The sequence below is a fragment of the Kribbella sp. NPDC049227 genome (assembly GCF_043197265.1).
Classification (GTDB): domain Bacteria; phylum Actinomycetota; class Actinomycetes; order Propionibacteriales; family Kribbellaceae; genus Kribbella.
This window is the reverse complement of record NZ_JBICST010000009.1, coordinates 148,998-171,553: the sequence shown is the minus strand read 5'-3', so window position 1 is coordinate 171,553 and position 22,556 is coordinate 148,998. Positions and strand designations below refer to the sequence as shown.

The window sequence follows — 22,556 nt, the reverse complement described above, 5'->3', positions numbered from 1 at the left end:
GAGGGCGCGGATAGGCTGCGGCGTATGGCATCCGAGACGATCGATATCACCATGCCCGACGGCGTCGCGGACGCCTACCTCGCACGACCCTCTGGCGACGGAGATCATCCCGGCGTGCTGTTCGTGATGGATGCGTACGGCGTGCGGCCGCAGATCGAGCGGATGGTGGATCGGATCGCCGAGCACGGGTACGTCGTACTCGCACCGAACGTCTTCTACCGCTCCGGACGGTCGCCCGTGGTCCCGCTGGACGAGATCAGCGATCCGGGACTGTTCGCGCGGCTCCGGCCGATGTTCAACGAACTGACGCCTGAGCGGATCGTCAGTGACGGCCGCGTCTACCTGGACACCTTGGAGCGCGTCGCACCCGGCCCGGTCGCGATCACCGGCTACTGCATGGGCGGGCGGGTCGGCTGGCGGATCGCAGCGGCGTACCCGGATCGCGTCTCCGCACTCGCCGGATTCCACGTCGGCGGCCTGGTCGCCGATGGCGACGACAGCCCCCACCTGTCTGCCGGCAATCTCACCGCCGAGGTCTACCTGGGCTTCGCAGACAACGACCGCAACGCCACCTCCGAGCAGATCGCCGAACTCGACCGCACCCTCACCGACGCCGGCGTCCCGCACCGCGCCGAGGTCTACCCGGGCGCCGCCCACGGCTACACCATGGCCGACACCTCCGCTTACAACGAGGCCGCTGCCGAACGCCACTACACCGAACTCTTCGCCCTACTCGACCGGACGCTGCCGTCTAGCTGAAGCGGTGCTGATACTCAGCCGGTGTCATCCCGAGGCTCCTCTGGAAGTGCCGATGCAGATGGCTCTGATCGGCGAACCCCGTAGCTTCGGCGGCTTGGGCGATGGGCATGCCCGCCTCGAGCAGACGACGGGCCGCCCGGATCCGATGAGCAAGCTGCAGCGCATGAGGTGGAAGCCCAGTGCGTTGCCTGAAGAGCCGAATGAGCCGGAACTTCCCGATCCCCGCCACCCCGGCAAGCTCGTCCAGCCCGACGTTCCGCTCAGGCTGATCAGCGAGGTACTCGAAGGCTCGGTGCAGCGCCCGCCCGTCGTGCGGGGTGAGCGGTGGGTGCGCTTTTTGGATGGATGAGGTTCGGTCGATGAGGAGGCGTAGCCACTCGACCAGCTGCTCGTCCTGCTCGAGCCGTGAACTCGGCCCCTCGAGCGTGGCATGCAACCGCAGGAACCCGGCAGCCAACTCGGGATCACTCAACACCGGCTCCGGGAACAGTACGTCGGCCAACGGATCAGCCTCCGCATCCTCAGCCAGCGCCGCCAGATCAGCCACCTCGATGACCATCAACCGCGCATCCCACGGCCGGCCCTCGTCGACCGATCGCCCCGAATGCGCGTACGACGGATCCCAGGCAACCAACTGCCCCGGCCGCACCACCCGCTGCTCCCGCCCCCGCCAGGACCGCATCGGCTCGCCACCGACGACACCGAACACGTACTCACCCCGCGGATCCACCGCGTACCGAGTGGTGCGCCCCGCCATCAGCAGCACCCGCCCTTCACCCGGCGCCCGCCACATCCGAACCTGCTCCACCTCGCCATGCTAGGCGCCCGCAAGAACGTTCAAGACACCCTCGACGGCGGCGGCCTAGGTTGCTCGACATGTCGATCACCCCGCACATCGTCGTCCAGAACGCCGACCGCGCCGCGGCCTTCTACCGCGAGGCCTTCAACGCCGAAGAACTGGAACGAATCCCCACCCCCGACGGCCGACTCATGTCTGTCCAACTCCGCATCGGCGACTCCCTTCTCCACCTCGCCGACGAGTTCCCCGAAATGAACGTGCTGGCGCCGCCCACCATCGGCGGCACCGCCGTAGTCCTGGCCCTCGACGTGGCGGACGCCGAAGCCGCCCTGGCCCAGGCTCTGACCGCCGGCGCCGAGATCCGGCATCCCCTCCAGGAAACCTTCTGGGGCACCCGCCACGCTCAACTGACCGACCCCTTCGGCCATATCTGGAACATCGACCAGCACCTGCACGACGTACCTCACGAAGAAGTAGTAGCCGCCGCGGCCCGAGCCTTCTCCTGACCTACCTGAACGTCTTCTTGTAGAACGTGGCGGAGTCTTCGTAGCCCAAGGCAACGTAGAAGTCGCCCGCCCGCCGGCTGGCGAGTGCAAGGTAGGCAGCGCCGGTCGACTGGGCCCAGTCCTCGACATGCTCCATCAGTTGGCGCCCCACGCCCATCCGACGGGCACCCTCGTCGACCATCACTTCCTCAACCCAGGCGACAGGACCGTTGGCGAGAAAGGTCGTATGACTGTTACCTAGCAGGTACCCGACAACACCCCGGCCAGGCACCTCTGCAACCAGCAACAGCGTGTGCGCCGCGGTCAGAAGCCTCGCAAAGGATTCGTCGAACGCCGAACGCTCGGGCACGAACGAGGTTGCGAACTCCCGCGCAAGCCCCCAGACCTCGTCCCGATCGCCCGCCCCAGCACCCCGAACAACCACCCGATGATCAGCCACGCGGCCCACCCTGCCAGGCAGACGCCTCTGGGCGCATCCGATTTCAGCCGCCGGCGCCCGATCCGGGCATATGCAGCAAGCATTTGATCACTACCGCTGCTGGTATTTGAGCGAGCACTCAAGGTCGTCGATGTGACGCTCATTAAAATGCCTGTGTGCCGACGCGGGTGCAGCGGTATTATTGGATTAGGCGAAATATCAATCCGCGGTGCGAGTCTTCGGCCGGCGGAAACGAAGTGGCCGTGCCTCGGGCCACCGAGCCTCAGCGAAGGCCCTGTGCCTGTTGCGCGACCTGGCATCATCTGCCGGTCGTCGCGGATCGCGGCCGACCGGCCGGGGGAAGGCAGGGTGCAGGATGTCCGATGATCCTGCGGTGCGCGCGGAGTTGCGCGCTCGAATCGACACAAGGCGGGCGGGTATCACCGCCTTTCTGCACGACGTCCGTCCACGCCGCAATCGACTGACCAATATCAGCATCGTCAGCAGCGCGCTGGCGGCGGTTTTGGTGGCAGGCCCGGCCGTCGGCGGCCTGGCATTCACAAACAGCGTAAAAGAAGAACTGTCAATCGCTACCGCTGCGGGCGTTTGGAGACCGCTCTGCGTGGCCGCATTGATCGTCTCTTTGGTGTCGGTGATTTCCGCCAACCTGAGCAAGTCGCAGGATCTCGCCGCACGCGTCACCGCCGCGGAGGTCTGCAACACGGAGCTCGAGGGGGTGGCGACTTCCCTCCAGTTCGGCCACCTCACCGTGGAAGAGGCTGCCGAGCAGTACCACCAGTCCGTCAGCAAGATCCCCTTCGTAGAGGACCTGTCGGACAAACCGCGTACCTTCGAACAGACCTGATCCCCGCTCCGGCAGCATCGAGACTTCGAGCCTGCCGGAGCGAGTCAGCTTGCTTCGAGAACGAAGGAACCACTCCGGTGGTGGGCGGTAGCAGCTAGCGCGGAGCCTCGGGGGAGAACGGCGCCTCGGCGAGACCGGAGCTGCGAAAGCTCGCCTCGGTGAACGCTTAACGCGCCCGCGGGGGTGCCGTCGAACCCAGTCACGATGGACCCCTTGGCTCGCAGCGCCGCAGACAGAGGCCCAGAACCGCACCCAGCATCGAGAACCCGGCGCGCCTTGACGTCCCCCGCTCTCAGCAAATCCGTCATAGTGATCAGCCTTCACCAAGTCCTGACTCATTCGAGTCTGCCAGCGGCTGCGATGCCTTCAGCCCGCCAACCTGATCGCCGCGCTAGGCCACCTTGGCAATCTTGCATTCAATGCCTGCCGGTCCGATGGGAGCTTGCGCTGGAGTGGTTCCTCCGAAAGTCGTCGTCCCGCGAACCTCGAAGGTCTGACCGCCGATCCTCTGATGTGAGGCTGCATCCAAGACGTCGACAGTCACCGAGTAGCTCGCCGCGTCGCCCGAAATCGTGCCGCTGATCGTCACAGTCCCCTGCGATCCGATCGTGTTCACCTGGCAGTCGACGTTGGTCTTGTAGCTCTTCGGAGTACTGCGCCCCGGCACACCGATCAAATAAAGCACGGTGACGACGACCATCAACGCCACCAGTACGAACGCGAAGATCATCCGAGTCCTCCGCCGAGGCCCCCGAGGCGAGCCATAGGCATCGTTGGCCATGGTCCACTCGCTAGTCGGCATCCCCAGTCCCCCCGCACCCCTGATCAATCCTCGCGCAACAAGACCCGCCATCATACAACTCGGCATCTGCCCCACCTCATGCGCCCAAACCCACCACCCGCAACCGTCCCGCGGCACGTGCGGAAGCCGGGTTGTGGACGGGGTGTGCCCGGGCAGCAACGACCACGGAGCGCCGGCCGGGCTGTGTACGACGTCGGTGGTGGCGTCAGCCGTCGGTGCCTCGCGCAACCGTTCCGCGGCGCGTGCAGGTGCCCGGTCGTGGACGACCGCCGCGGCATGTACGCCGGTCGGCTGGAGCGTCAGCCGCTGGTGCCTCGCGCAACCGTTCCGCGGCGCGTGCAGGTGCCGGGTTGTGCCGGTCGAGCTGTGTGCGCCGGTCGGCTGGGGTGTCAGCCGCCGGTGTCGCGGCGCAACCGTTCCGCGGCGCGTCAGATGCCACGTCGTGGACGCCGGCCACGGCGTGTGCGTACGACGGCCTGGAGCCGAGCGAGCTCGCCCGTCGGCTCGGGCGCCAGTCACTGGCGCCGCGCGCATCCGATCGCACCCGGGCGGTTCAACACCCTTCTGCGTTCCGCGGCGCGTGTGGATTCCAGGTCGTGGACGCCGGCGCGGCGTGTACGTACGACGGCCTGAGCCGAGTGAGCTCGCCCGTCGGCTCAGGTGTCAGTCGCTGGTGGGGTTCGGCGGCGTCTGGGTCGCCTCCGGAGCCGGTGCGCCCTGCGCTGGGGCGATCGGCGCCGGCGGTGTCCGCCGCGCGGCGCGCAGCACGCCGATGACGGCCCCGATGAGCCACAGCGCGAAGGCCACGGACGCAATGCCTCCGCTCCAGAAGCCGGACAGGCACAGTACGGCGACCGCGTAGGAAGCCCAGAGTGCCCACGTCGGCAGGGCACCCGCCTGCTGGGCGATCCGCGTCGTGACGGCGACCAGCACACCACACCCGATCAGTCCGGTCAGCGCGAGGACCTGCCCCGCCATCCCGAGCGCGCGGACGGTGTTCGGATCAGCGGTGAACTCGTCCGACCAAGCCGCGAACGCGCTCCCCACATCGAGAGAGACACCGGTGATCATCAGCCCGCTGAACAGCGCCGCGGCCGGCACGATCGCGTGCGCGAGCGGATCGCCGCCGGACAGTCGGTCCAGCACCCGCCGCAGACCGGTGGCGAACCACAGCAGCAGCGCGACCCCCGCAGCAAGCACGGGCATCCCGACCCCGGCGGCGGCCTGCCGCCCGTCGTCGTTGAGCCTCTCGAGTATGGCGGCGTCCGACATACCTGGGTCGTCAACACCGACCAGATACCCCAGCGCAACCCCAACGCCGAGCAGCACAACCGAAGCAGCACCCGCCCACCCCGCACGCCGAAGTGCCCGAGACTCGTCCATACATCCTCCCCACGGTGGCACCCACGCGCGGGTAGGAGGTCATGCAAGCACCAGGACCCGCCCGCGGCGCGAAGTACCGCCAATCCGAGTGTGCAGCCGCCCCGATCCACCAGCAAGCCACCGCAACAGACAGCCGGTCGCCGTAGCAGTCCAGGAGCTCCCCAAGCCGGGCAGCCGTCGCGAGTCGCTCCGCAGAACCAGCACGGCCAGTCCGTCGAGCGCTGATGACCAACGCGACCAGCCAGATGGCGATTTAGAGGCTGAGCCGGCCCTCGAGTTGGCTCAGGACGCATGACCATCGAAAGCCTCGTGCGACCTGATCTCCGGTCCCGGACTCGAGTGGCTTGAGCGACGTGGTCGAGCCGTTGTGCGGGTCGGAGATGCCTACGCCTGCGTACCGAAGTACTGCGAGCCAAGCAGGATGGCCGGCCAGGTCAGAGTTGGCGAACGGGGACTGCGACAGCTGGTGTGCGCGATCCTAGGGCAGCGCAGAGGGTTGACAGCGGGTACGTGTTGGCGTTGCCGTTGGCCCATGCGTTGAGGGTGTTGAACGTCGCCGGCACGACGGCTACGGCGTCGGCTTTCGGCGTGCGTTTCGGTTCGCCTGGTTTGCGATTGCCGGTCAGAACGGGCGCATCCGCCAGGTCTTGGCCGTCCAGCCACGGCAAGGCGCGTCCCTACGGGATCGGCAAGCCGACTCTTGACACGCGCCGCGCCGGCCTGGGTTTGGCAGCTATCGGGGGGACGGGGCAGGTGTGGGCGCAGAGCCGCTACACGAACCCCCGCAGCGTGTGATCATGTGCCGGTGTTCCCACGTCAATTCTTCGATCGCCGAAACTGGACCGATCCGCTGTTCTGGTTCGGCTGATGGAGGGCAATCATCGACGCCTTGAGCTCCTCAGCCGGGCGGCGTCGCCGGCTCGTCCGGAGAACAGGTGGGACACCAAAATCTACATCCGGGACTGGAAAGGGTGACGAGTGATCGTGCTGTCCTTGGTGCGACGTGCACGGCGAGCGATCCGGTCGGTGCTCAGCTCCAGGGATCGGCGCGACGACACGCTGCTCGCCGAACTGAAGGTAATTCCGGTCGCTCGGCTGGATGAACTCATGGCGAAGAACACCGCCGCCGGTCGGGGTGCGAACGGCAGGCCGGCTTGGCTGGCGGCGAACCATGCGACGGTGGAGCGCGTCATCCTCGTGCCGCACAATTACGCCTCGCCTGGGGTTCTCCGGTGCAACGCAGCGGTTCTCGGCACAGGGGAGAACGATTGGCTGTTCTCGGTTGACGTCAGCCTTGCCGATTACGACACGCTGCCTGGGCTTGCGAGGAGAAGCGGTCAGGAGTTGCTGGCCGATCTGCTGATGCGTCTCCCGGTCCTGCCGCTCGACGATGATCAGGAGCGAAGTTGGGAACTCCCCGACGATCACTGACGGTGCACGGCTCTGGGCGGGGGACAGGCGACGCGAATGGCTCGTTGCTTCGGGCGGTTGCGCCCTGGGCGGCGACTTTCGGGCTGATTGTTCGTATGTCCTTCGAGGAATTGTCGTCGGCCTGTCCGTCAGTATCGGCATTGGCCTGATCCTTTCGACAATCCGGCACCAGCTCCGACGCCGCCGGGCCATGAAGCAGCACAGTGCTGAGGTCGCGTCTGATTGAGTGCGTGGACCGGGATTGCTAACGGACTTGCGAACAGGACCAGTGGATGGCCGCAGACACTTAGCGCCGATCCAGGCTGCGCGTACGCTCGGCCCTGACATGGCAGCCAGCTCGGTAGACCATGGTCGACGGTCGATCAGCAAGTTTGAATCTCGCGGAGTCGGATCCCGAGGTTGCTCCTGGCCGAGCCGTCGCGCTCACCAGTCTGACCAGATGCCGTGGTAGGTGACGCCGTGACGATGGCAGGCATCGGCTAGTGCGCTGTCGGCTGCTTCGAGGTCGGCTCGATGGATCACCATGATCTCGGCGAATTGGCGGAAGCCAGCGGGCGGGCCACCAGCCCCACCGGAGCACGCCAAACAGCACACAGCCAACGCCGGCTAGCACCACCAAGAGACTCGGTCAAGCTTCCAGCCGCGATGAACACGAGACCTGCGGTGGAGGGGAGGACAGCGCCTCGCCATGCACCCCTTACAGATGCAGTGACCAGGGCCACGCTGGATTCGCCTCGCCTACGTCGATCCTCCACGAGTGTGACTATGCCGACGCGAAGCGCGCCGCTCAGAAGCTCCGACCCGCATAGTCCTTCCCGTGCAACATCCGTGCAGCAGCGGATGGTCGCTGACGGGGATTCACGGGGACTGGCGGGTGGGCCGGATTGGCCCGATTCACGCTCAAGAAAGGGTGGTCAGGGGCCGGTCTCGAACCGCCGACTTTCCGCTTTTCAGTTCGACAGCGGTGCCCGGGGTGCATGGCTGCATCGTTGTCGGTAGGCCTCGCCGAGCGGCCTTGTCGGTGTCTGGCGCTGGCCGTTGCGGTCATGGTTGCGGTCGGACGGGTATCAGCTTGGAAGCGGGGCGTGTCTGCAGGCGTGGCGCCGTTCTGCTCAGCCGGGTTGGCTGGCGCTGGCGAGTTCGGGTTGTGGGTAGCGCCTTGCCACGCGGTCGCCGATGGCATGGAGGATGGCTAGTCCGATGATCAGGATGCCTATGCCTGCGAGGATTTGGACCCCGCGTTCCTCTGCTTCGAATGCGACGTCGTCCGGGGCGGCGAAGTAGAGCACGAGGGAGAACGTGTAGAGGCCGTACATCCGCCAGTAGGTCGCCCGTTGGGTGACGGCGAGCAGGAACGCGACGATGGCCAGCGCGGTCAGGACCCAGGCGGGCGGAGCGATGATCGCAACCAACACCGCAGCTGCTGCACCGAGGGCGGTGCCGAATGCCTTCTCGCGGATGCGTTCCCTTCGGCCCATCAGCAGGTACATGACCAGGATCAGGATCGGCTCCGGGACCCAGTACGGTTCGGTCCACGACAGAGCGACCCCGAGTGCGGCTGCGGCGCCCAGCACGGCGCCGAACGCGAGCGCGATGAGGACGGTGACCGGCAGCGAGTAGCGGTCACCCTCGACCACCGGCGGTGCACCGAAGCGGCGAGCGATGACGATGCCGTATCCAGTCCCGATCGCGACGATGACGCCGAACGTGACTGCGGCGGATCCGGTGGAGACCGGCGTCACGAACGTGGCGGCGTACGGTGCCATCAGCAACGCTCCGAACCAACCGAACCGGAACCCGACCCCGGAGACGAGACCCGCGATGGCCAGGAGCGCTACCCACGACCAGTCGTAGGCGGTGTACGCCCCCAGCCCAGCGACCAGCCCGATCCCGGGCGTCAGATAGACCAGACGGCGGGTCCCGCCGAGCTTGGCCCCCAACGCGCCCCACAGCACGCCGGTGAACAGAGCTGAGACTCCCAGTTGGCCCACCAGCGCGCCGACTACCACCGCCGGCAGCACAGCCCCGACCAGCACCGCACCGATGACATGCATCAGCCGGCTAGCACCAGACGGCTTCACGGCAGGTGTGCCAGGGGCGTGGGGTTTCACCGGGTCGACGTTCTCGCCCTCGCTCACTGCGCACCACCCCCCCAGTGCGAGCGTGGCGCACCGGTCTGCCGATCGTACTCCGGCACCGAGACGTCCGGACTTACCGCAAGTCCACGGTGACCGTGTACATGGAACCCCGGACGAAGGGCGTTGACCGCCGAACATGGAAGCCACACGACACGTGGACGCCAAGTGGGGCGGCCAGCGTGTGCAACATCCGTGCAAATACAGATGGTCGCTGAGGGGATTCACGGGGACTGGCGGTTGGGCCGGAGTGGCCCGATTCACGCTCAAGAAGGGTGGTCAGGGGCGGTCTCGAACCGCCGACCTTCCGCTTTTCAGGCGGACGCTCTACCAGCTGAGCTACCTGACCGGGGAGAAAGTAAGCGGCGGTGTGTGAACACCGCCGCCTTCTCCTGGCGACCCAGACGGGACTCGAACCCGCGACCTCCGCCGTGACAGGGCGGCACGCTAACCAACTGCGCCACTGGGCCAGATGACTCGATGATCCTACAGCATCTCCGAGGTGGTTCTGACACCGGCCTTTCGGCCGTATCCCCAACGGGATTCGAACCCGCGTTACCGCCTTGAAAGGGCAGCGTCCTAGGCCACTAGACGATGGGGACTCGGACCCGCGGGAGCCGAAGCTCCAGGGACAGCCGTAAGCATAGAGGGTTTGTCCCCGCGCTCCAAAACGAGTTCCTGAGTGGGGGCGCCGTACGCCGGGAGGGGGTCGGCGTACGGCGCCCTGGCCGGGGGAGAGCCGGCCTACCCAGCTGATCGCGCGGCCCGGGGTCAGGGGGTCGCGTCAGGGGCGATCAGCGTCGGGTACTGCGCTGCGAACAGGTCGTAGAAGCTGCGGGACGGCAGGATGTGACCCTGTGGACGGGCCGAGTCGGCGACGCCGTTCGCCCAGAGGGCCGAGCGCATCCGCTGGTTCGGTGTGCCGTGGTGGCCGGCGGCGGTGAACCCGCAGTCGCCCAGCTGGTAGAACATCTGGCCGAACGACTGGACCCGCTTCCAGTTCATCGAGGCACCCCGAGCATGGGTGAGGAAGTACGCACTGAACGCGTCCGCCATCAGCTCGGCCCAGCGTGACGCCTCGGGCGCCGGCAGGTCGTCCCGCATCAGGCCGTCGGCGTACTGGACGTGGTGACCGAACTCATGCGCCAGGATCGCCTGCGGTGCCACATCGCCGAGTCCGACCCGGGCGAAGCCCTCCATCACGCCGTCGCCGAACGCGATCCGCTTCGGAGCGGTGCCGTACCCGGGGATGTTCTCACCACCGGAAGCCGCGTACGCGTTGAACGTGAAGATCGGCAGATCGCCGTACCCCAGGGTCGCGCTGTTGAGCTCATGGGCGACCAGGTCGGCCGACACCCGGGACTGCTCGGCGTTGAAGCCGTAGACGGCGGTGAAGACCCGGTAGTTCACCTCTGGGTCGAGCATGGAGCGGCCGTGGGCAGGCACGAGCTCGATGTCGCTGGACGGGATGTCCCAGAAGCGGCCCAGGTCCTTGATCGTGCGGTTGACCTGGTTGGTGAACTCACCATGGGCGCCGTAGGTGAACGGACCGGTCTGCGGCAGGTACGCCGCGTCGATCAGCGACATCTGGAACAGCAGGACGTGGAGTACGGCGAGGATCTGCTCGAACGTCCAGGTCGACGTGTCGGGCATGACCGCGCTCACCACGGCCGGGGTTTCGGTGGAGCACTCGTACTGGGTCGGGTCGATGGCCGCGATCAGCGCGTCCCGGACCGGGTCGTCCGGCAGCCCGAGCTGTGCGCGTACGGCGTCCGCCCGCGCCCGCATCGCCGGCAGATTGTCGACGATCTGCTGGATCTCGGGGGACAGGTGCTGCGGTACGGCGCTCTGGACCGCGACGCCGGCCGGTGCCGCCGAGGCGGCGGGGGTGGCCGCCAGCCCGAGCGAGAGGCCGACAGCTGCGACTGCCGACCAGACCATGCTCTTTCTCATCAGGGATCTCCTAGGGGACGGGGACGAGCGGCATCAGTATTGGCAGCGTGTAGCGGCCACTACGAGACCTCGTGCTGTCAGAAACCGGCATGGCGAGAACCTGTCGCCTGCTGGTACACAGAGACATGGAGCCGCTCCAGGCATTGGGTCTCTCGGCCGCGGCCGAGGTGCTGCTGCTCGACCTGCTGCTGAACCCGGAGGCGATCCAGCAGGCGCACCCGGACGAGTGCCTGGACGAGCTGATCGGGCTGGGCCTGGTCGAACGGACAGACGACGGGCTGGTGGTCCGCCCGCCGCGGCTGGCCATGGACGCGCTCGCGGAACGGCACACCAAGCAGGCCGCCCTGGCCCACGAGAGCGCCGATTTCCTCACCGAGCTGTGGAAGTCGGCTGCCGGCCGCCAGGACTACTTGGAGATCCTGCCGACGTACGCCGCCGCTCAGGCCGTACTGAACTCGGTCCAGTCGGACGCGCACAGTCAGGTCCGGGCCATGACCATGGGCAACCTGGCGGCCCGCGAGATCCGGATCGTCGAGGGCATGTTCGACGCGCTCGAGCGAGGCGTCAGGTACGAGGTCATCTACGGAGCCCACGTCCTCCAGGACGCCAACGCCTTGCACATGGTGCGGTCGTGCATCGAGGCCGGGGAGCACGCTCGGGTGTTCCCCCGCGTTCCGCTCAACATCACCATCGTCGACGACCGGTGGGCGCTGGTCGGTGCCCGGTCGGAGGTCGAGCGTGGGCCGGAGTTCGTCGCGATGGTGGTCCACGACTCCCCGTTGCTCGCCGGGCTCGCGCGGGTCTTCGATGCGCTGTGGCGGATCTCCGTACCGATCACCAGCGCGACCGACCTGAACGACGTGACGGCCGGACCGGACCTGGAGTCGAAGCGACTGCTGACCTATCTCAGCGCAGGCCTGACGGACGAGTCGATCGCTCGGGAGTTCGGCGTCAGTGAGCGGACCGTCGCGCGCCGGATCGGCCGGCTGCAGGAAGCGCTCGGCGCCCAGACCAGGTTCCAGCTCGGCGTCCAGGCCAGCCGTCAGGGCTGGCTCTAGCTACCCGTCACGGGTTGGCTCGGGAACTACGCTGAACGTCGTGATCGAGATGAGCCGGGCGGACTTCGAGGTGCTGGTGTCCGAGGCGCTGGACGAGGTGCCGCCGGAGCTGGCGGCATTGATCGACAACGTCGCGATCTTCGTCGAGGACGAGCCGCCGGCCGAAGACCCGGCGCTGCTCGGGATCTACGAGGGCATCCCGCTGACCGAGCGCGGGCACTACTACGGCGGCGTACTGCCGGACCGGATCACGATCTACCGCAACCCGACGCTGGCGATCTGCGACAGCGTGGACGACGTCGTCGACGAGGTGAACATCACCGTGGTGCACGAGATCGCGCACCACTTCGGCATCGACGACGCCCGCCTGCACGAGCTCGGCTACGGATGAGCCCCAGCCGAAATCGTCAGGAAGACCGCTTGAACAGCAGCTTCCAAGGCATCAGCGCGGACTCCAGTTGCACCTTGAGGCTCATCTTCGAAGCACCCGCGGTCCGCTCCTCGAACCGGATCGGCACCTCGGCGATGTGCAGCCCGCGACGGACCGTGCGGTAGTTCATCTCGACCTGGAACGAGTACCCGTTGCTCTGGATGGTGGTGACGTCGATCCAGCGGAGCGTGTCCGCCTTCCAGGCCTTGAAGCCGGCGGTCGCGTCCTTCACCCCGAGCCGCAGGATCGCGTTCACGTAGAAGTTCGCCCAGGCCGACAGCGCCCGGCGGTGCCAACCCCACTCCGCGGCGGCCGAACCACCCTCGACGTACCGCGACCCGATCACCACGCCGGCGTCCGTCGTCCGCAGCGTCTCGACCATGATCGGGATGACCGAGGCCGGGTGGGACAGGTCGGCGTCCATCTGGATGACGATGTCGGCGCCGTCGTCCAGGGCGCGGCTGATGCCGGCGATGTAGGCGCGGCCGAGCCCGTTCTTCTCGGTCCGGTGCAGCACCGAGACCTGCTCCGGCGACGCCTTCGCCAGTTCGTCGGCGACGTCGCCGGTACCGTCCGGGGAGTTGTCGTCGACGACCAGCATCTGCAGGCCGGACAGGTTCAGGTCGGACAGCAGCCCGGCCAGCACGGGCAGGTTCTCCCGCTCGTTGTAGGTCGGCACCACGACCACGATCTTCGCTAGCTCACCCATGACATTCCTTCTTCGGAGACACCGGACGCTACCGTATCGGGCGGTCGAGCCCGTGACACGTCACCTGCCGAAGAACGAGTGTCGGCCAGGCCTCCGCGACCGTGGCGGATCAGAGCTCCGCCAGGGCCTCCTCGACCGTGGAGTAGATGCGGAACTGACCGCCGAGGCCGGTGACTGCGAGCGGGCGGTCGACCGGACGGCCGACGCCGACGAGGGCCAGCGTGATGTTGTGCTGGCCGGCCAGGTTGCGGGCCTCGACCAGGTTGCCGAGGCCGGCGGAGCTGCAGAACGTGACGGCGGACACGTCGATCAGAACCAGCCGAGCCGGCGGTGCGACCGCGGCCCGGATCGACTCGGAGGCGAAGTCGGTGGTCGCGATGTCGATCTCACCCGACATCCGGACCAGCAGTACGCCGGCTTCCAGCTCCTCGGTCACAGCGTCGAAAGTCGTTCTGATCATCTCGCCGTCCCGCGGCTCTGGGTGGCTTGTCACGCCGGTCTCTCCCCCGGGTAGCGCCACGAACGCCGGTCGGTCCTGGCGGGATGGAACTGCCCTGCTCTCACCGTATGCCCCAACGGCTTAACGTCACAACGGGTCTGACCCGGATGACCCCGGAGCGTGACCTTGACCCGATGTAAGCGCTGCCAGTACTTAGGTGTGCCTGTCCGAACCGTCAAGCCGTGCGGCGATGCGAGCAGTCCGCGCGACGAAGCCGACAGCCCCCGGGCCGGTGGTAGACAGGAAGAAACACACGGCTGAAGGAGCGGACATGGGCGTACTCGACGGCAAGGCGGCTCTGGTCACCGGCGGCTCGCGCGGGATCGGAGCGGCGATCGTCCGGCGGCTGGCCGCCGACGGTGCCGTGGTGACGTTCACCTACACAAGCAGCGAGGCCGCGGCCGCGGACGTGGTCGCGGAGGTGAAGGCGGCCGGCGGTGAGGCGATTGCGGTCCAGGCCGATCAGGCCGACCTGGGTGCCGTCGACGAGCTGTTCGAGCGGGCGGCCGAGCCGACCGGCACCCTCGACATCTTCGTCTGCAACGCCGCGCAGGCGAAGGTGCAACGGATCGCGGATGTGACCGAGGCCGACTACGACAAGACTTTCGCGACCAATCTCAAGGGCCCGTTCTTCGCCATCCAGCGGGCCGGCCAGGTTCTCCCCGACGGCGGCCGGATCATCGCCCTGTCCACGCTGAACACCGCGGTCCCCGGACCGGGCATCTCGTTGTACGCCGCCAGCAAGGCGGCGCTGGAGCTGTTCGTCAGGGTCGCCGCTCGCGAGTACGGCGCCCGCCGGATCACCGTCAACGCGGTGTCGCCGGGTGCGACCGACACCGAGATGTTCCACCGGGAGAACCCGCCGGAGGCCAAGGACGCTCTGGTCGGGATCACCGCGCTGGGCCGGATCGGCGAGCCGGCCGAGGTCGCCGACGTGGTCGCCTTCCTGGCCGGCCCCGACAGCCGCTGGATGACCGGCCAGAACCTCCGTGCCACCGGCGGCCTCCTCATTTGAGGACCAAGGACCTACTCGCCGACATCGACGCCGCGGCGGACCCCGCGGTGGCGGAGGTGCTGTCGCGGTACTTCCAGTTGCAGCCCGGTGGGTACGGCCACGGCGACCAGATGATCGGGGTGAAGCTGTCCACGATCCGCGGACTGCTCAAGCCCTACCTCCGCGCCGGCCTCCCGCTGCCCGAGCTCGAGCAGGCGCTGACCAGCCCGGTCCACGAGCACCGGCTGGCAATCCTTTGCCTGCTGGCCGATCGGGCCGTCCGTGCTCTCAAGCCGCGTACGGCGGACTCCGCGGAAGTCACCGCGATCCACGACCTGTACCTGCGCAGTACGGCGTACATCAACAACTGGGATCTGGTCGACTGCAGTGCGGCGGACATCGTCGGCGGGTACCTGTCCGACAAGCCGCGGGACGAGTTGCACACCCTGGTCCGATCGACCTCGTTGTGGGAGCGACGGATCGCGCTGGTCGCGACCCAATGGTTCATCAGGCGCGGGGACAGTGCGGACATCTACGCGCTGGCGCCGCAGGTGCTCGACGATCCGCAGGACCTGATCCACAAGGCCTCCGGCTGGATGCTGCGCGAAGCCGGCAAACTGGTCTCGGAGGACGAGTTGCTCGCGTTCCTGGACGAGCATGCGGCGGCGATGCCGCGGACCATGCTCAGCTACGCGACCGAGCACTTCGCCCCCGACGTGCGCCGGCACTACCGAGCCTTGCGCTGACGTTTCAGTGCAGGTCGAAAGGCCTGCCGGAGGTGGCGGCGTGGTCTTACCCTGAGCCCAACCGCTCGCGAAGGGGCCGCCCCGATGAACCTCAAGCGCATCCTCAGGTCGTTGGTCCTGACAACACTCGTCGCGGCCGGGCTGATCGCCGTACCGACGGCCGCGATGGCGGCGCCCGGCTTCCAGATGCCGATCCCGTGCGGACTGCGGTGGACCACCGCGAGCCACAGCGGTCACGCCAGCCAGTGGATGATCGACATGGTCGACCCGGGCGGCCACACTCGCGGTACGCCGGTGCTCGCGTCGGCCGGCGGCACGGTCAGCGCGTCACTGCTGTCGTCCACCGGCGGGAACATGGTCGTCGTCGACCACGGCGGTGGCTGGCAGACCCGCTACCTGCACATGGATCGGCGTGATGTTGCCGTCGGCAACACGGTGGGCCAGGGCACGCAGCTCGGCATCGTCGGCAGCACCGGCGACAGCACTGGACCACACCTGCACTTCGAGCAGAAGCTGAACGGTGTCGTGCAGCAGGCGTGGTTCAACGGTCATGCCGTGCCGCTCACCTGGTCGTACAACCAGCACTACGAGACCAGCGCCAACTGCGGCGCGGGCGACGGCAAGTTCTGGGTGGACACGTTTGCGAACGCCCCCGGCTACAGCACCCCTGGTGGCACGCAGACCGGCACCCTGAACAAGGGCACCAACTATGTGTTCTGCCGGGTCTGGGGCCCGGAGGTCCGCGTGGGTACGGCGTTCAACCACTGGTGGCTGAAGACGGACCTGGATGTCGGCCCGGCGAACCAGTGGGTGTCGGCGTACTACCTGTCCCGCTGGGGCAACGACGAGGCCAAGGACAACTCCGGCCGCGACATCCCCGCCTGCGCCTGACAACTGCTTGCCGCCAGCAACAGACGGACCGGCGACGGGCAGGCCGGCGACAGACAGGCCGGCGACAGACAGGCCGGCGGCAGACAGGCCGGCGGCAGTTGTCAGCCCTCGCGGGTCTGGGCGTACGGCGGGGCTTCGATCGCGCAGTGCCGGTGGTGGTGCAGGTGGATCCGCTGCGCGGTCCGGTCGCCGATCGTGAACCAGGCCACCACGCTGCCGGAGGCGGTCAGTAGCGCCGAGATCCACACCGCCCGGTCGAACCCCTCCTGGAAGGCGGCCGGGTCGCGGTAGGAGTCGCCCGTGATCCCGGCCGCCATCGGGATCGCGGCGACCGCCATCAGTTGTGCCGACCGGGCGACCGCGTTGTTCACGCCGGACGCGATCCCGGCGTGGTGGTCCTCGACCGACGACAGGACGGTCGAGGTCAGCGGCGCGACCGTCGCGACCAGGCCGAGCCCGAGGACGACGACGGCCGGCAGGACCGCTTCGACGTACGACGAACCCGGCTCGATCCGCAGCATCAGCAGTAGGCCTATCGCCATCAGCGCCGGTCCGATCGTCATCGGGAGCCGGGCGCCGATCCGCTCCGAGAGCGCCCCGGAGTACCCGGACAGTGCCAGCATCAGGATGGTCATCGGCAACAGTGCGGCGCCGGCCCAGATGGCGTCGTAACCGAGCGCGGTCTGGAGATACACGACGAGCAGGAACGTCACCGTGCCGAACCCGCCGTACACCACCACCGTGACCAGGTTGGCGCCGGTGAACTGTCTGTTCTTGAAGATGCCGGGCGGCAGCATCGGGTGCGAACTGCGGCGTTCGACCTCGACGAACGCGACGAAGGCGAGCACTCCGATCGCCAGCGTGGTCAGGACGATCGGGCTGCCGAAGCCGTCCTCGCCGGCCCGGATCAGGCCGAAGGTGAGGCCGGCCAGGCCGATCGTCACCACCGCCGCACCGGCTAGGTCGAGCTTGCCGGCGGCGGTCTCGTCGCGCGTCTCGGGGACGTGCCGCAGCGTGACCAGGACGGTGACGAGTGCGATCGGCACGTTGATCACGAAGATCAGCCGCCAGGAGCCGCTGTCGACCAGGCCGCCGCCGACGAAGGGGCCGACCGCCGCGGCCACCGAGGTCAGGCCGGACCAGGCGCCGACGGCCCTGGCGCGGTCGGAGTGCTGGAACGTGGTCTGCAGGATCGCCAGGCTGCCCGGGGTGAGCAGCGCGCCGCCGATGCCCTGCAGGACGCGGCCGGCGATCAACACCTCGAGGTTCGGCGCGACCGCACAGATCACCGAGGCGAGCGCGAACCAGATCACCCCGGTGACGAACATCCGTCGCCGGCCGAGCCGGTCGCCGAGCGAACCGCTGAGCAGGATCAGCGACGCGAGCAGCAGCATGTAGCCGTTGACGATCCACTGCAGCCCGCCCATGTCGGCGTTCAGGTCCTCGCCCATCGCCGGTAGTGCGACGTTCACCACCGTTCCGTCGAGGAACGCCATCCCGGATCCGAGGGCCGTCGCCGCGAGCACCCACCGAGCCCGAGCGGTGCCGAACGCGATCCGCTCATCCGTCATGGGCTCAGCGTAGGCCAGGGGTGGTCCGCGCTCAGTTGGGCAGATCCAGTTGCAGTACGACGAGCGCCTTGTTGGCCGGGATGTCGGGCAGGATGCCGAGTTCGGGCGGATCGCCGACGGCACAGAGGGTCTCGGTCAGCAGCGGGCAGACGGCGTTCAGCAGTCCCTGGGTGACGGTGAGATTGGTCGGCAGGGTGCCGTCGGCGCCCGCGGTGAGCGGCCGGATCGCCGCGCCGGCCCGGCGGGACACCGACGGTGTGCGCTGCACGGACGAGCCGGACAGCCGGTAGGTCAGCTGGAGCTTGGTCGCGGCAACGGTCAGCGGAAGGTCCATGGGTGCGGCGAGACTGGTCTGCTCGATCGGCACCTGCTCGCCGTCGGCGACGACCTGCAGGTTCGTCGCCCGCGGTTCCGTCTTGGTCATCATCCCGGGCAGGTGCTCACCGGAGTCCGGCAGTTGGAGCTGGACGATGTCTGTGGCCTCAGGCAACATCACGTCCTCGGTGATGTCGAACGACCCGTCACTGCGCGGTACGGCGGTCAGCCGGATCCCTGGCTTGGTCACTCCAGGACCGGGGCTCACCGGCACGCCTTCGGCCGGGCTGACGCTGACGGAGCCGGTCAGCCCGGGACTGGGGGCGACCGGAGTGCCACTGCTGCCCGAACATGCGACGGTCGCGCCGAGCCCGAGCGTCAGCGCGACCGCGACCAGCCCCCGCATTCCTGGGTGCCGCCGACGGAGGTCCTCCACCCCCGATGCCCCGCTCGGGAGGAACTCCTGGCCCACCGCCGGTGCTCTGTTCGGAGAACTCCGTCCTGACATCAGTCATCGCCCCCCAGATCGGATCCCGGGACGCTTCCTCTGGCGTCGGATCGGACTTGCGCCTACGATACGCCGAAATTAGTGGGGTGCGGCAATTACCGCCGTATTTTCAGGCGCACTTCGAGGGGGTTCGGAATGCAGGAACAGAGCGTGTCCGGAAAATTCCGGGCAGTATCCCAAGGGGCATTTTCGAGAATTCGAGGTCCGGTAATTCGAAGGGTGATTCCGCTGCTGCTGGCGGTGACGGTCGCGGCCGCGCCGGCAGTACTGACGGCACCCGCCGACGCCGCCGCGGGGGGCAACCTGTACGTCGTCCAGGGGCTGCCGGGGAAGTCGCTGGACATCAGCATCGACGGGAAGCCGGTCGCCGGCGGGGTGGCGACCGCGAAGCTGGTGGGACCGTTCGGTGTTGCCGCGGGCAAGCGGATGGTCACCGCCAAGCAAGGCGGAAAGCTGGTCATCCAGCGTGAGGTGACGGTCGGCTCGGGTGCCAGCATCGACGTCGTCATCCACCAGCCGGTGTCGCCGACGGGTGCGCCGCTGATCACGACGTACGCGAACAAGCTGGACGCGGTGCCGGCGGACAAGGGTGGGCTGCGGGTCGCGCACGATGCGGCCGTCGGCCCGGCCGACATCCGGGTGAACGGCAAGGTGGCGTTCGCCAACGTCGCCAACGGTGAATCGCTCGAAGCGGTGGTTCCGGCGGCGACGTACAAGGTCGACATCGTGCCGGCCGGCGCGACTTCACCTGTTGTTCTCGGTCCGTTGGATCTGCCGATCAAGGCCGGATATCTGACCCGTGTATTCGCGGTCGGTGCGCCGACGCAGAACACGATGACAGTGGCAGCCGGGACGATCAAGCTCCCGAGCACGGGATCCGGCAAGCCGGGTCTGGTGAACACCGGGACCGGCGGACAGGCAGCAGGGCTTGACCAGGCGCAAAGCTCTGCCGCTGACGAGTCCGGTCTCTGGGTCGTGGCACTGCTGGTCGGTCTGCTCGCCGCTGTGGTGACGGTGCGGAAGGTGGTCCGCCGCTGAAGAGGCTCCTGCCCGGACTGCTGCTGTTGATGTTCTGCGTGGGCCTGGAGGGGTGCTCCGCGCAGGCCGACGGTGCATCGCCGGGCCCCGGGTCGGGCGGCGGCGGGTCAACGCCGTCGTCCCTCCCAGCCGTTCCCGGGTTCTCGACGGTGATCACGCCGACGATCCCGACTCCTTCCGGTCCGGACGGCGCGGCCTCCGCGCCGCCGGCCCGGATCGGCACGCCCGCACCGAGTCAACGGATCCGGTTCGTCCCGACCCAGGTCGTGCTGCCGGGTGGTGCGCAGGCTCCGGTGCTGCCCGCCAGCACGGTTTCCGGGCAGTTGATGGTGCCCGAAGGGGCACGAAACGTCGGCTGGTGGGACGGCGGTGCCGAGGCCGGAGACCCGTTCGGCTCGGTGGTCGTGGCCGGCCACGTCGACACCAAGACCGAGGGCCTCGGCTTCTTCTCCCGGCTGCGGCACATCCAGCCGGGTGAGACCGTCGTACTCCACGGTGCCGGCCACACGGCGTCGTACCGGGTCAGCTCGATCGTGTCGGTGCCGAAGAACGCGCTCGCGACCAAGAGCGGCGCGTTCGACCAGAAGGTCGACCACCGTTTGGTCCTGATCACCTGCACCGGTCCGTACAACGCCGCTCGCGGTGGGTATGCGGACAACCTCGTCGTCACAGCCACCGCGATCGGCCTGGCCAAGTAGCTACGACTTGCGCCGAAGGTTCACGAACGTGTTCGTGGTAGCCGTGATCGCCTGCTCGGTCGGCAGCCGCTCCATCGACGAAGCGCCGTAGAAGCCGTCGATCGTCGGACACAACTCGAGGATCCGCTGTACGTCGGCGGGCTCGGCGATCGGGCCACCATGGCACAGCACGAACACGTCCGGCCGGACCGCTCGCGCCGCGGCCGTCCACTCGTTGATGAGAACGCCACAGTCCTCCAACGAGCGTGCGGTCCCGGCCCCGATCGAGCCGCCGGTCGTCAGTCCGAGGTGGCAGACGATGATGTCGGCGCCGACCTCGGTCATCGCCACAGCGTCGTCGGCGGAGAACACGTACGGCGTGGTGAGCAGTCCGAGTTCGTGCGCGGTGGCGATCATCGCGACCTCCTCGGCGTACCCCATCCCGGTCTCCTCCAGGTTCGCCCGGAAGGTGCCGTCGATCAGGCCGACGGTGGGGAAGTTCTGCACTCCGGAGAAGCCGAGGCCGATCAGCCGGCGCAGGTACTCGGTCGGCTGGTAGAACGGGTCGGTGCCGTTCACCCCGGCGAGCACCGGAGTGTGCGTGACGACCGGGAGCACCTCGCGGCCCATGTCCAGCACGATGTCGTTGGCGTTGCCGTAGGCAAGTAACCCGGCGAGCGAGCCACGCCCGGCCATCCGGTAGCGGCCGGAGTTGTAGATGACGATCAGGTCGATGCCGCCGGCCTCCTCGCACTTGGCGGACAGCCCGGTGCCCGCCCCGCCGCCGACGATCAGCTCACCGGTTGCACGCTTGGCCCGCAGCCGGTCCAGGATCGTGTCGCGCTCCATCCTCAACTTTCCTTCCGTAGAAAGGCGTTCAGTGCATCCGCCGCCGCGTGCGCGAATCTCTCGTCGTTGATGGCCGCGTCGAGTTCCACCACCTCGACGACCGAGTGGTCCACAGTGTCACGGATCGCGTCGAACAGGGCGGCGTCGGCCGCAGGGTCGTGGAACACTCCGCCCTCGACCGCGATCGCCGAGATCCCGCGCAACGGCAGGAGCAGCGTCACCGGGCCGGTCGATCCGTTCAGCCGGGTCGCGAGCCGGCGGCCGAGCTCCGCGCACTCGGCGGGCGTCGTCCGCATGAGCGTGACGCTCGGGTTGTGCACGAAGAGATTCCGGTCGGCGAACTGCGGTGGCACGGTGTCGAGCGGGCCGAAGTTGACCATGTCCAGCGCACCGACCGACACCACCTGCGGAATCCCGGCACAACCTGCTGCCGTGAGCCGATCCGGTCCGGCCGAGAAGACCCCGCCGACCAGCTCGTCGGCCAGTTCGGTAGTCGTGAGATCGAGAACCCCTGCCAGCTGTCCCGAGCTCGCCAGCGACTCCAGCGTCCGCCCACCGGTCCCAGTCATGTGGAACACCAGGACCTCGTAGCCCAGGTCTGTCAGCCGAGCTCGCGCCATGTCCACGGCCGGCGTCGTCACCCCGAACATACTTGCCGCCAGCAACGGGAGGTCGGCGGCATCATCCACGGGTTCGGCGGTCACCATGCCCGCGACAGCGGCGGCCGCGTTGGCGAGGATCCGCGCGGACAAGCGGTTCACCCCGGCCACGTCGACGACGCTCGGCATCAGCACCAGATCGGTCTCTCGCAGGTACGCCGACGTGTCGCCGGCAGCCGCGGTCGACACGATCACCTTCGGCACTCCCAGCGGAAGCTCCCGGAACGCGGCCGCCGCGATCGACGTACCGCCTGTCCCACCGAGCGCCAGCGCACCATCACACCGGCCCTCGTCGTACAGCCGCCGTACGACGGACGCCGCGCCGGCCGCCATCGCGGTCACGGCGGCACCACGATCGCCCGCGTCACGCAACGCCGTCAGATCGACGTCGGCCGCAGCGGCCACCTCGTCCCGGGTGACGTCGGCGGTCAGTCCCGGCGTACCCAGGACGCCGGCGTCGACCACAACGACCGTCAGGCCGGCGGCGATCAGGCGGTCGCGGACGAACGCGTACTCGTCACCCTTGGTGTCCAGCGTGCCGAGCAGCACCACGGACGGCAT

24 protein-coding genes and 3 tRNA genes are annotated in these 22,556 nt (G+C 68.0%); 11 read left to right on the top strand and 16 right to left on the bottom strand.

Annotated elements, in window-relative coordinates:
• Positions 1-24: 24 nt before the first annotated feature.
• A complete protein-coding gene (locus tag ACGFH6_RS37360; protein WP_393394046.1) occupies positions 25-759 on the top strand; it encodes a dienelactone hydrolase family protein in 735 nt (244 codons plus the stop codon).
• Here the strand turns inward: ACGFH6_RS37360 and ACGFH6_RS37355 are convergent.
• The gene (locus tag ACGFH6_RS37355) at positions 752-1,567 is read right to left on the bottom strand and encodes a helix-turn-helix domain-containing protein (protein WP_393394044.1); all 816 of its coding nucleotides are present in this window, start codon (positions 1,565-1,567) and stop codon (positions 752-754) included. The two genes, ACGFH6_RS37360 and ACGFH6_RS37355, sit on opposite strands and share 8 nt — an antisense overlap.
• Positions 1,568-1,635: 68 nt before the next feature.
• Here ACGFH6_RS37355 and ACGFH6_RS37350 point away from each other — a divergent pair, with 68 nt between their 5' ends.
• Positions 1,636-2,064: a VOC family protein gene (locus ACGFH6_RS37350; RefSeq protein WP_393394041.1), complete on the top strand. Its 429-nt coding sequence runs from the start codon at positions 1,636-1,638 to the stop codon at positions 2,062-2,064.
• A gap of 1 nt (position 2,065) precedes the next feature.
• Here the strand turns inward: ACGFH6_RS37350 and ACGFH6_RS37345 are convergent, their stop codons facing one another.
• On the bottom strand, positions 2,066-2,503 hold the full coding sequence (locus tag ACGFH6_RS37345; RefSeq protein ID WP_393394038.1) for a GNAT family N-acetyltransferase: 438 nt from the start codon (positions 2,501-2,503) through the stop codon (positions 2,066-2,068).
• 355 nt (positions 2,504-2,858) lie between these two features.
• Between ACGFH6_RS37345 and ACGFH6_RS37340 the strand changes: the two genes are divergently transcribed.
• Positions 2,859-3,347, top strand: coding sequence for a hypothetical protein (locus ACGFH6_RS37340; RefSeq protein WP_393394035.1), 489 nt, complete (start codon positions 2,859-2,861; stop codon positions 3,345-3,347).
• A 391-nt stretch (positions 3,348-3,738) separates the two neighbouring features.
• Here the strand turns inward: ACGFH6_RS37340 and ACGFH6_RS37335 are convergent, their stop codons facing one another.
• The 3 genes from ACGFH6_RS37335 to ACGFH6_RS37325 form a co-directional block, all read right to left on the bottom strand.
• Positions 3,739-4,077, bottom strand: a complete 339-nt coding sequence (locus ACGFH6_RS37335) for a hypothetical protein (RefSeq protein ID WP_393394032.1) — start codon at positions 4,075-4,077, stop codon at positions 3,739-3,741.
• Positions 4,078-4,812: 735 nt separating this feature from the next.
• Complete coding sequence (locus tag ACGFH6_RS37330; RefSeq protein WP_393394029.1) at positions 4,813-5,532, bottom strand: hypothetical protein; 720 nt, start codon at positions 5,530-5,532, stop codon at positions 4,813-4,815.
• A gap of 434 nt (positions 5,533-5,966) precedes the next feature.
• Entirely contained in the window at positions 5,967-6,200 is a 234-nt protein-coding gene (locus ACGFH6_RS37325) for a flavoprotein (RefSeq protein WP_393394026.1), read from the bottom strand.
• A 310-nt stretch (positions 6,201-6,510) separates the two neighbouring features.
• Here ACGFH6_RS37325 and ACGFH6_RS37320 point away from each other — a divergent pair, with 310 nt between their 5' ends.
• Positions 6,511-6,963 (top strand): hypothetical protein, encoded by a 453-nt coding sequence (locus ACGFH6_RS37320; protein WP_393394023.1) that lies wholly within the window; start codon positions 6,511-6,513, stop codon positions 6,961-6,963.
• Between the two features lie 1,112 nt (positions 6,964-8,075).
• Here the strand turns inward: ACGFH6_RS37320 and ACGFH6_RS37315 are convergent.
• The 5 genes from ACGFH6_RS37315 to ACGFH6_RS37295 form a co-directional block, all read right to left on the bottom strand.
• Positions 8,076-9,101: an FUSC family protein gene (locus tag ACGFH6_RS37315; protein ID WP_393394020.1), complete on the bottom strand. Its 1,026-nt coding sequence runs from the start codon at positions 9,099-9,101 to the stop codon at positions 8,076-8,078.
• 273 nt (positions 9,102-9,374) lie between these two features.
• A tRNA-Phe gene (locus ACGFH6_RS37310) sits at positions 9,375-9,447 on the bottom strand.
• Positions 9,448-9,491: 44 nt separating this feature from the next.
• Positions 9,492-9,568, bottom strand: a tRNA-Asp gene (locus ACGFH6_RS37305).
• A 59-nt stretch (positions 9,569-9,627) separates the two neighbouring features.
• Positions 9,628-9,700: transfer RNA gene (locus ACGFH6_RS37300), tRNA-Glu, on the bottom strand.
• A gap of 169 nt (positions 9,701-9,869) precedes the next feature.
• Positions 9,870-11,051, bottom strand: coding sequence for a hypothetical protein (locus ACGFH6_RS37295; RefSeq protein WP_393394017.1), 1,182 nt, complete (start codon positions 11,049-11,051; stop codon positions 9,870-9,872).
• A 125-nt stretch (positions 11,052-11,176) separates the two neighbouring features.
• Between ACGFH6_RS37295 and ACGFH6_RS37290 the strand changes: the two genes are divergently transcribed.
• Both ACGFH6_RS37290 and ACGFH6_RS37285 read left to right on the top strand, forming a co-directional pair.
• Positions 11,177-12,109, top strand: coding sequence for a hypothetical protein (locus ACGFH6_RS37290; protein WP_393394014.1), 933 nt, complete (start codon positions 11,177-11,179; stop codon positions 12,107-12,109).
• Positions 12,110-12,149: 40 nt separating this feature from the next.
• The gene (locus tag ACGFH6_RS37285; RefSeq protein ID WP_393394011.1) at positions 12,150-12,500 is read left to right on the top strand and encodes a metallopeptidase family protein; all 351 of its coding nucleotides are present in this window, start codon (positions 12,150-12,152) and stop codon (positions 12,498-12,500) included.
• Between the two features lie 16 nt (positions 12,501-12,516).
• Here the strand turns inward: ACGFH6_RS37285 and ACGFH6_RS37280 are convergent, their stop codons facing one another.
• Both ACGFH6_RS37280 and ACGFH6_RS37275 read right to left on the bottom strand, forming a co-directional pair.
• Positions 12,517-13,248: a polyprenol monophosphomannose synthase gene (locus ACGFH6_RS37280; RefSeq protein ID WP_393394008.1), complete on the bottom strand. Its 732-nt coding sequence runs from the start codon at positions 13,246-13,248 to the stop codon at positions 12,517-12,519.
• 109 nt (positions 13,249-13,357) lie between these two features.
• Positions 13,358-13,708, bottom strand: coding sequence for an STAS domain-containing protein (locus ACGFH6_RS37275; RefSeq protein ID WP_393394005.1), 351 nt, complete (start codon positions 13,706-13,708; stop codon positions 13,358-13,360).
• A 310-nt stretch (positions 13,709-14,018) separates the two neighbouring features.
• Here ACGFH6_RS37275 and ACGFH6_RS37270 point away from each other — a divergent pair, with 310 nt between their 5' ends.
• From ACGFH6_RS37270 to ACGFH6_RS37260, 3 genes are all read left to right on the top strand, one after another.
• Positions 14,019-14,762 (top strand): SDR family oxidoreductase, encoded by a 744-nt coding sequence (locus ACGFH6_RS37270; protein ID WP_393394002.1) that lies wholly within the window; start codon positions 14,019-14,021, stop codon positions 14,760-14,762.
• Positions 14,759-15,487 carry a DNA alkylation repair protein gene (locus ACGFH6_RS37265; RefSeq protein ID WP_393393999.1) on the top strand — a complete coding sequence of 243 codons (729 nt, stop codon included), beginning with the start codon at positions 14,759-14,761 and terminating at the stop codon, positions 15,485-15,487. The genes ACGFH6_RS37270 and ACGFH6_RS37265 overlap by 4 nt, the downstream gene beginning before the upstream one ends.
• An 84-nt stretch (positions 15,488-15,571) precedes the next feature.
• Positions 15,572-16,378 carry a M23 family metallopeptidase gene (locus ACGFH6_RS37260; protein ID WP_393393996.1) on the top strand — a complete coding sequence of 269 codons (807 nt, stop codon included), beginning with the start codon at positions 15,572-15,574 and terminating at the stop codon, positions 16,376-16,378.
• Positions 16,379-16,479: 101 nt separating this feature from the next.
• Here the strand turns inward: ACGFH6_RS37260 and ACGFH6_RS37255 are convergent, their stop codons facing one another.
• Both ACGFH6_RS37255 and ACGFH6_RS37250 read right to left on the bottom strand, forming a co-directional pair.
• Entirely contained in the window at positions 16,480-17,949 is a 1,470-nt protein-coding gene (locus ACGFH6_RS37255) for an MFS transporter (protein ID WP_393393993.1), read from the bottom strand.
• A 31-nt stretch (positions 17,950-17,980) separates the two neighbouring features.
• Positions 17,981-18,700, bottom strand: a complete 720-nt coding sequence (locus ACGFH6_RS37250; protein ID WP_393393990.1) for a hypothetical protein — start codon at positions 18,698-18,700, stop codon at positions 17,981-17,983.
• Positions 18,701-18,991: 291 nt separating this feature from the next.
• Here ACGFH6_RS37250 and ACGFH6_RS37245 point away from each other — a divergent pair, with 291 nt between their 5' ends.
• Complete coding sequence (locus ACGFH6_RS37245) at positions 18,992-19,810, top strand: DUF4397 domain-containing protein (protein ID WP_393393987.1); 819 nt, start codon at positions 18,992-18,994, stop codon at positions 19,808-19,810.
• Between the two features lie 149 nt (positions 19,811-19,959).
• Positions 19,960-20,508 carry a class F sortase gene (locus tag ACGFH6_RS37240; protein WP_393393984.1) on the top strand — a complete coding sequence of 183 codons (549 nt, stop codon included), beginning with the start codon at positions 19,960-19,962 and terminating at the stop codon, positions 20,506-20,508.
• On the opposite strand, the gene ACGFH6_RS37235 is transcribed toward ACGFH6_RS37240, so the two are convergent.
• Positions 20,509-21,336 (bottom strand): phosphoenolpyruvate hydrolase family protein, encoded by an 828-nt coding sequence (locus tag ACGFH6_RS37235; protein ID WP_393393982.1) that lies wholly within the window; start codon positions 21,334-21,336, stop codon positions 20,509-20,511.
• Between the two features lie 2 nt (positions 21,337-21,338).
• Entirely contained in the window at positions 21,339-22,556 is a 1,218-nt protein-coding gene (locus ACGFH6_RS37230) for a Tm-1-like ATP-binding domain-containing protein (protein WP_393393980.1), read from the bottom strand.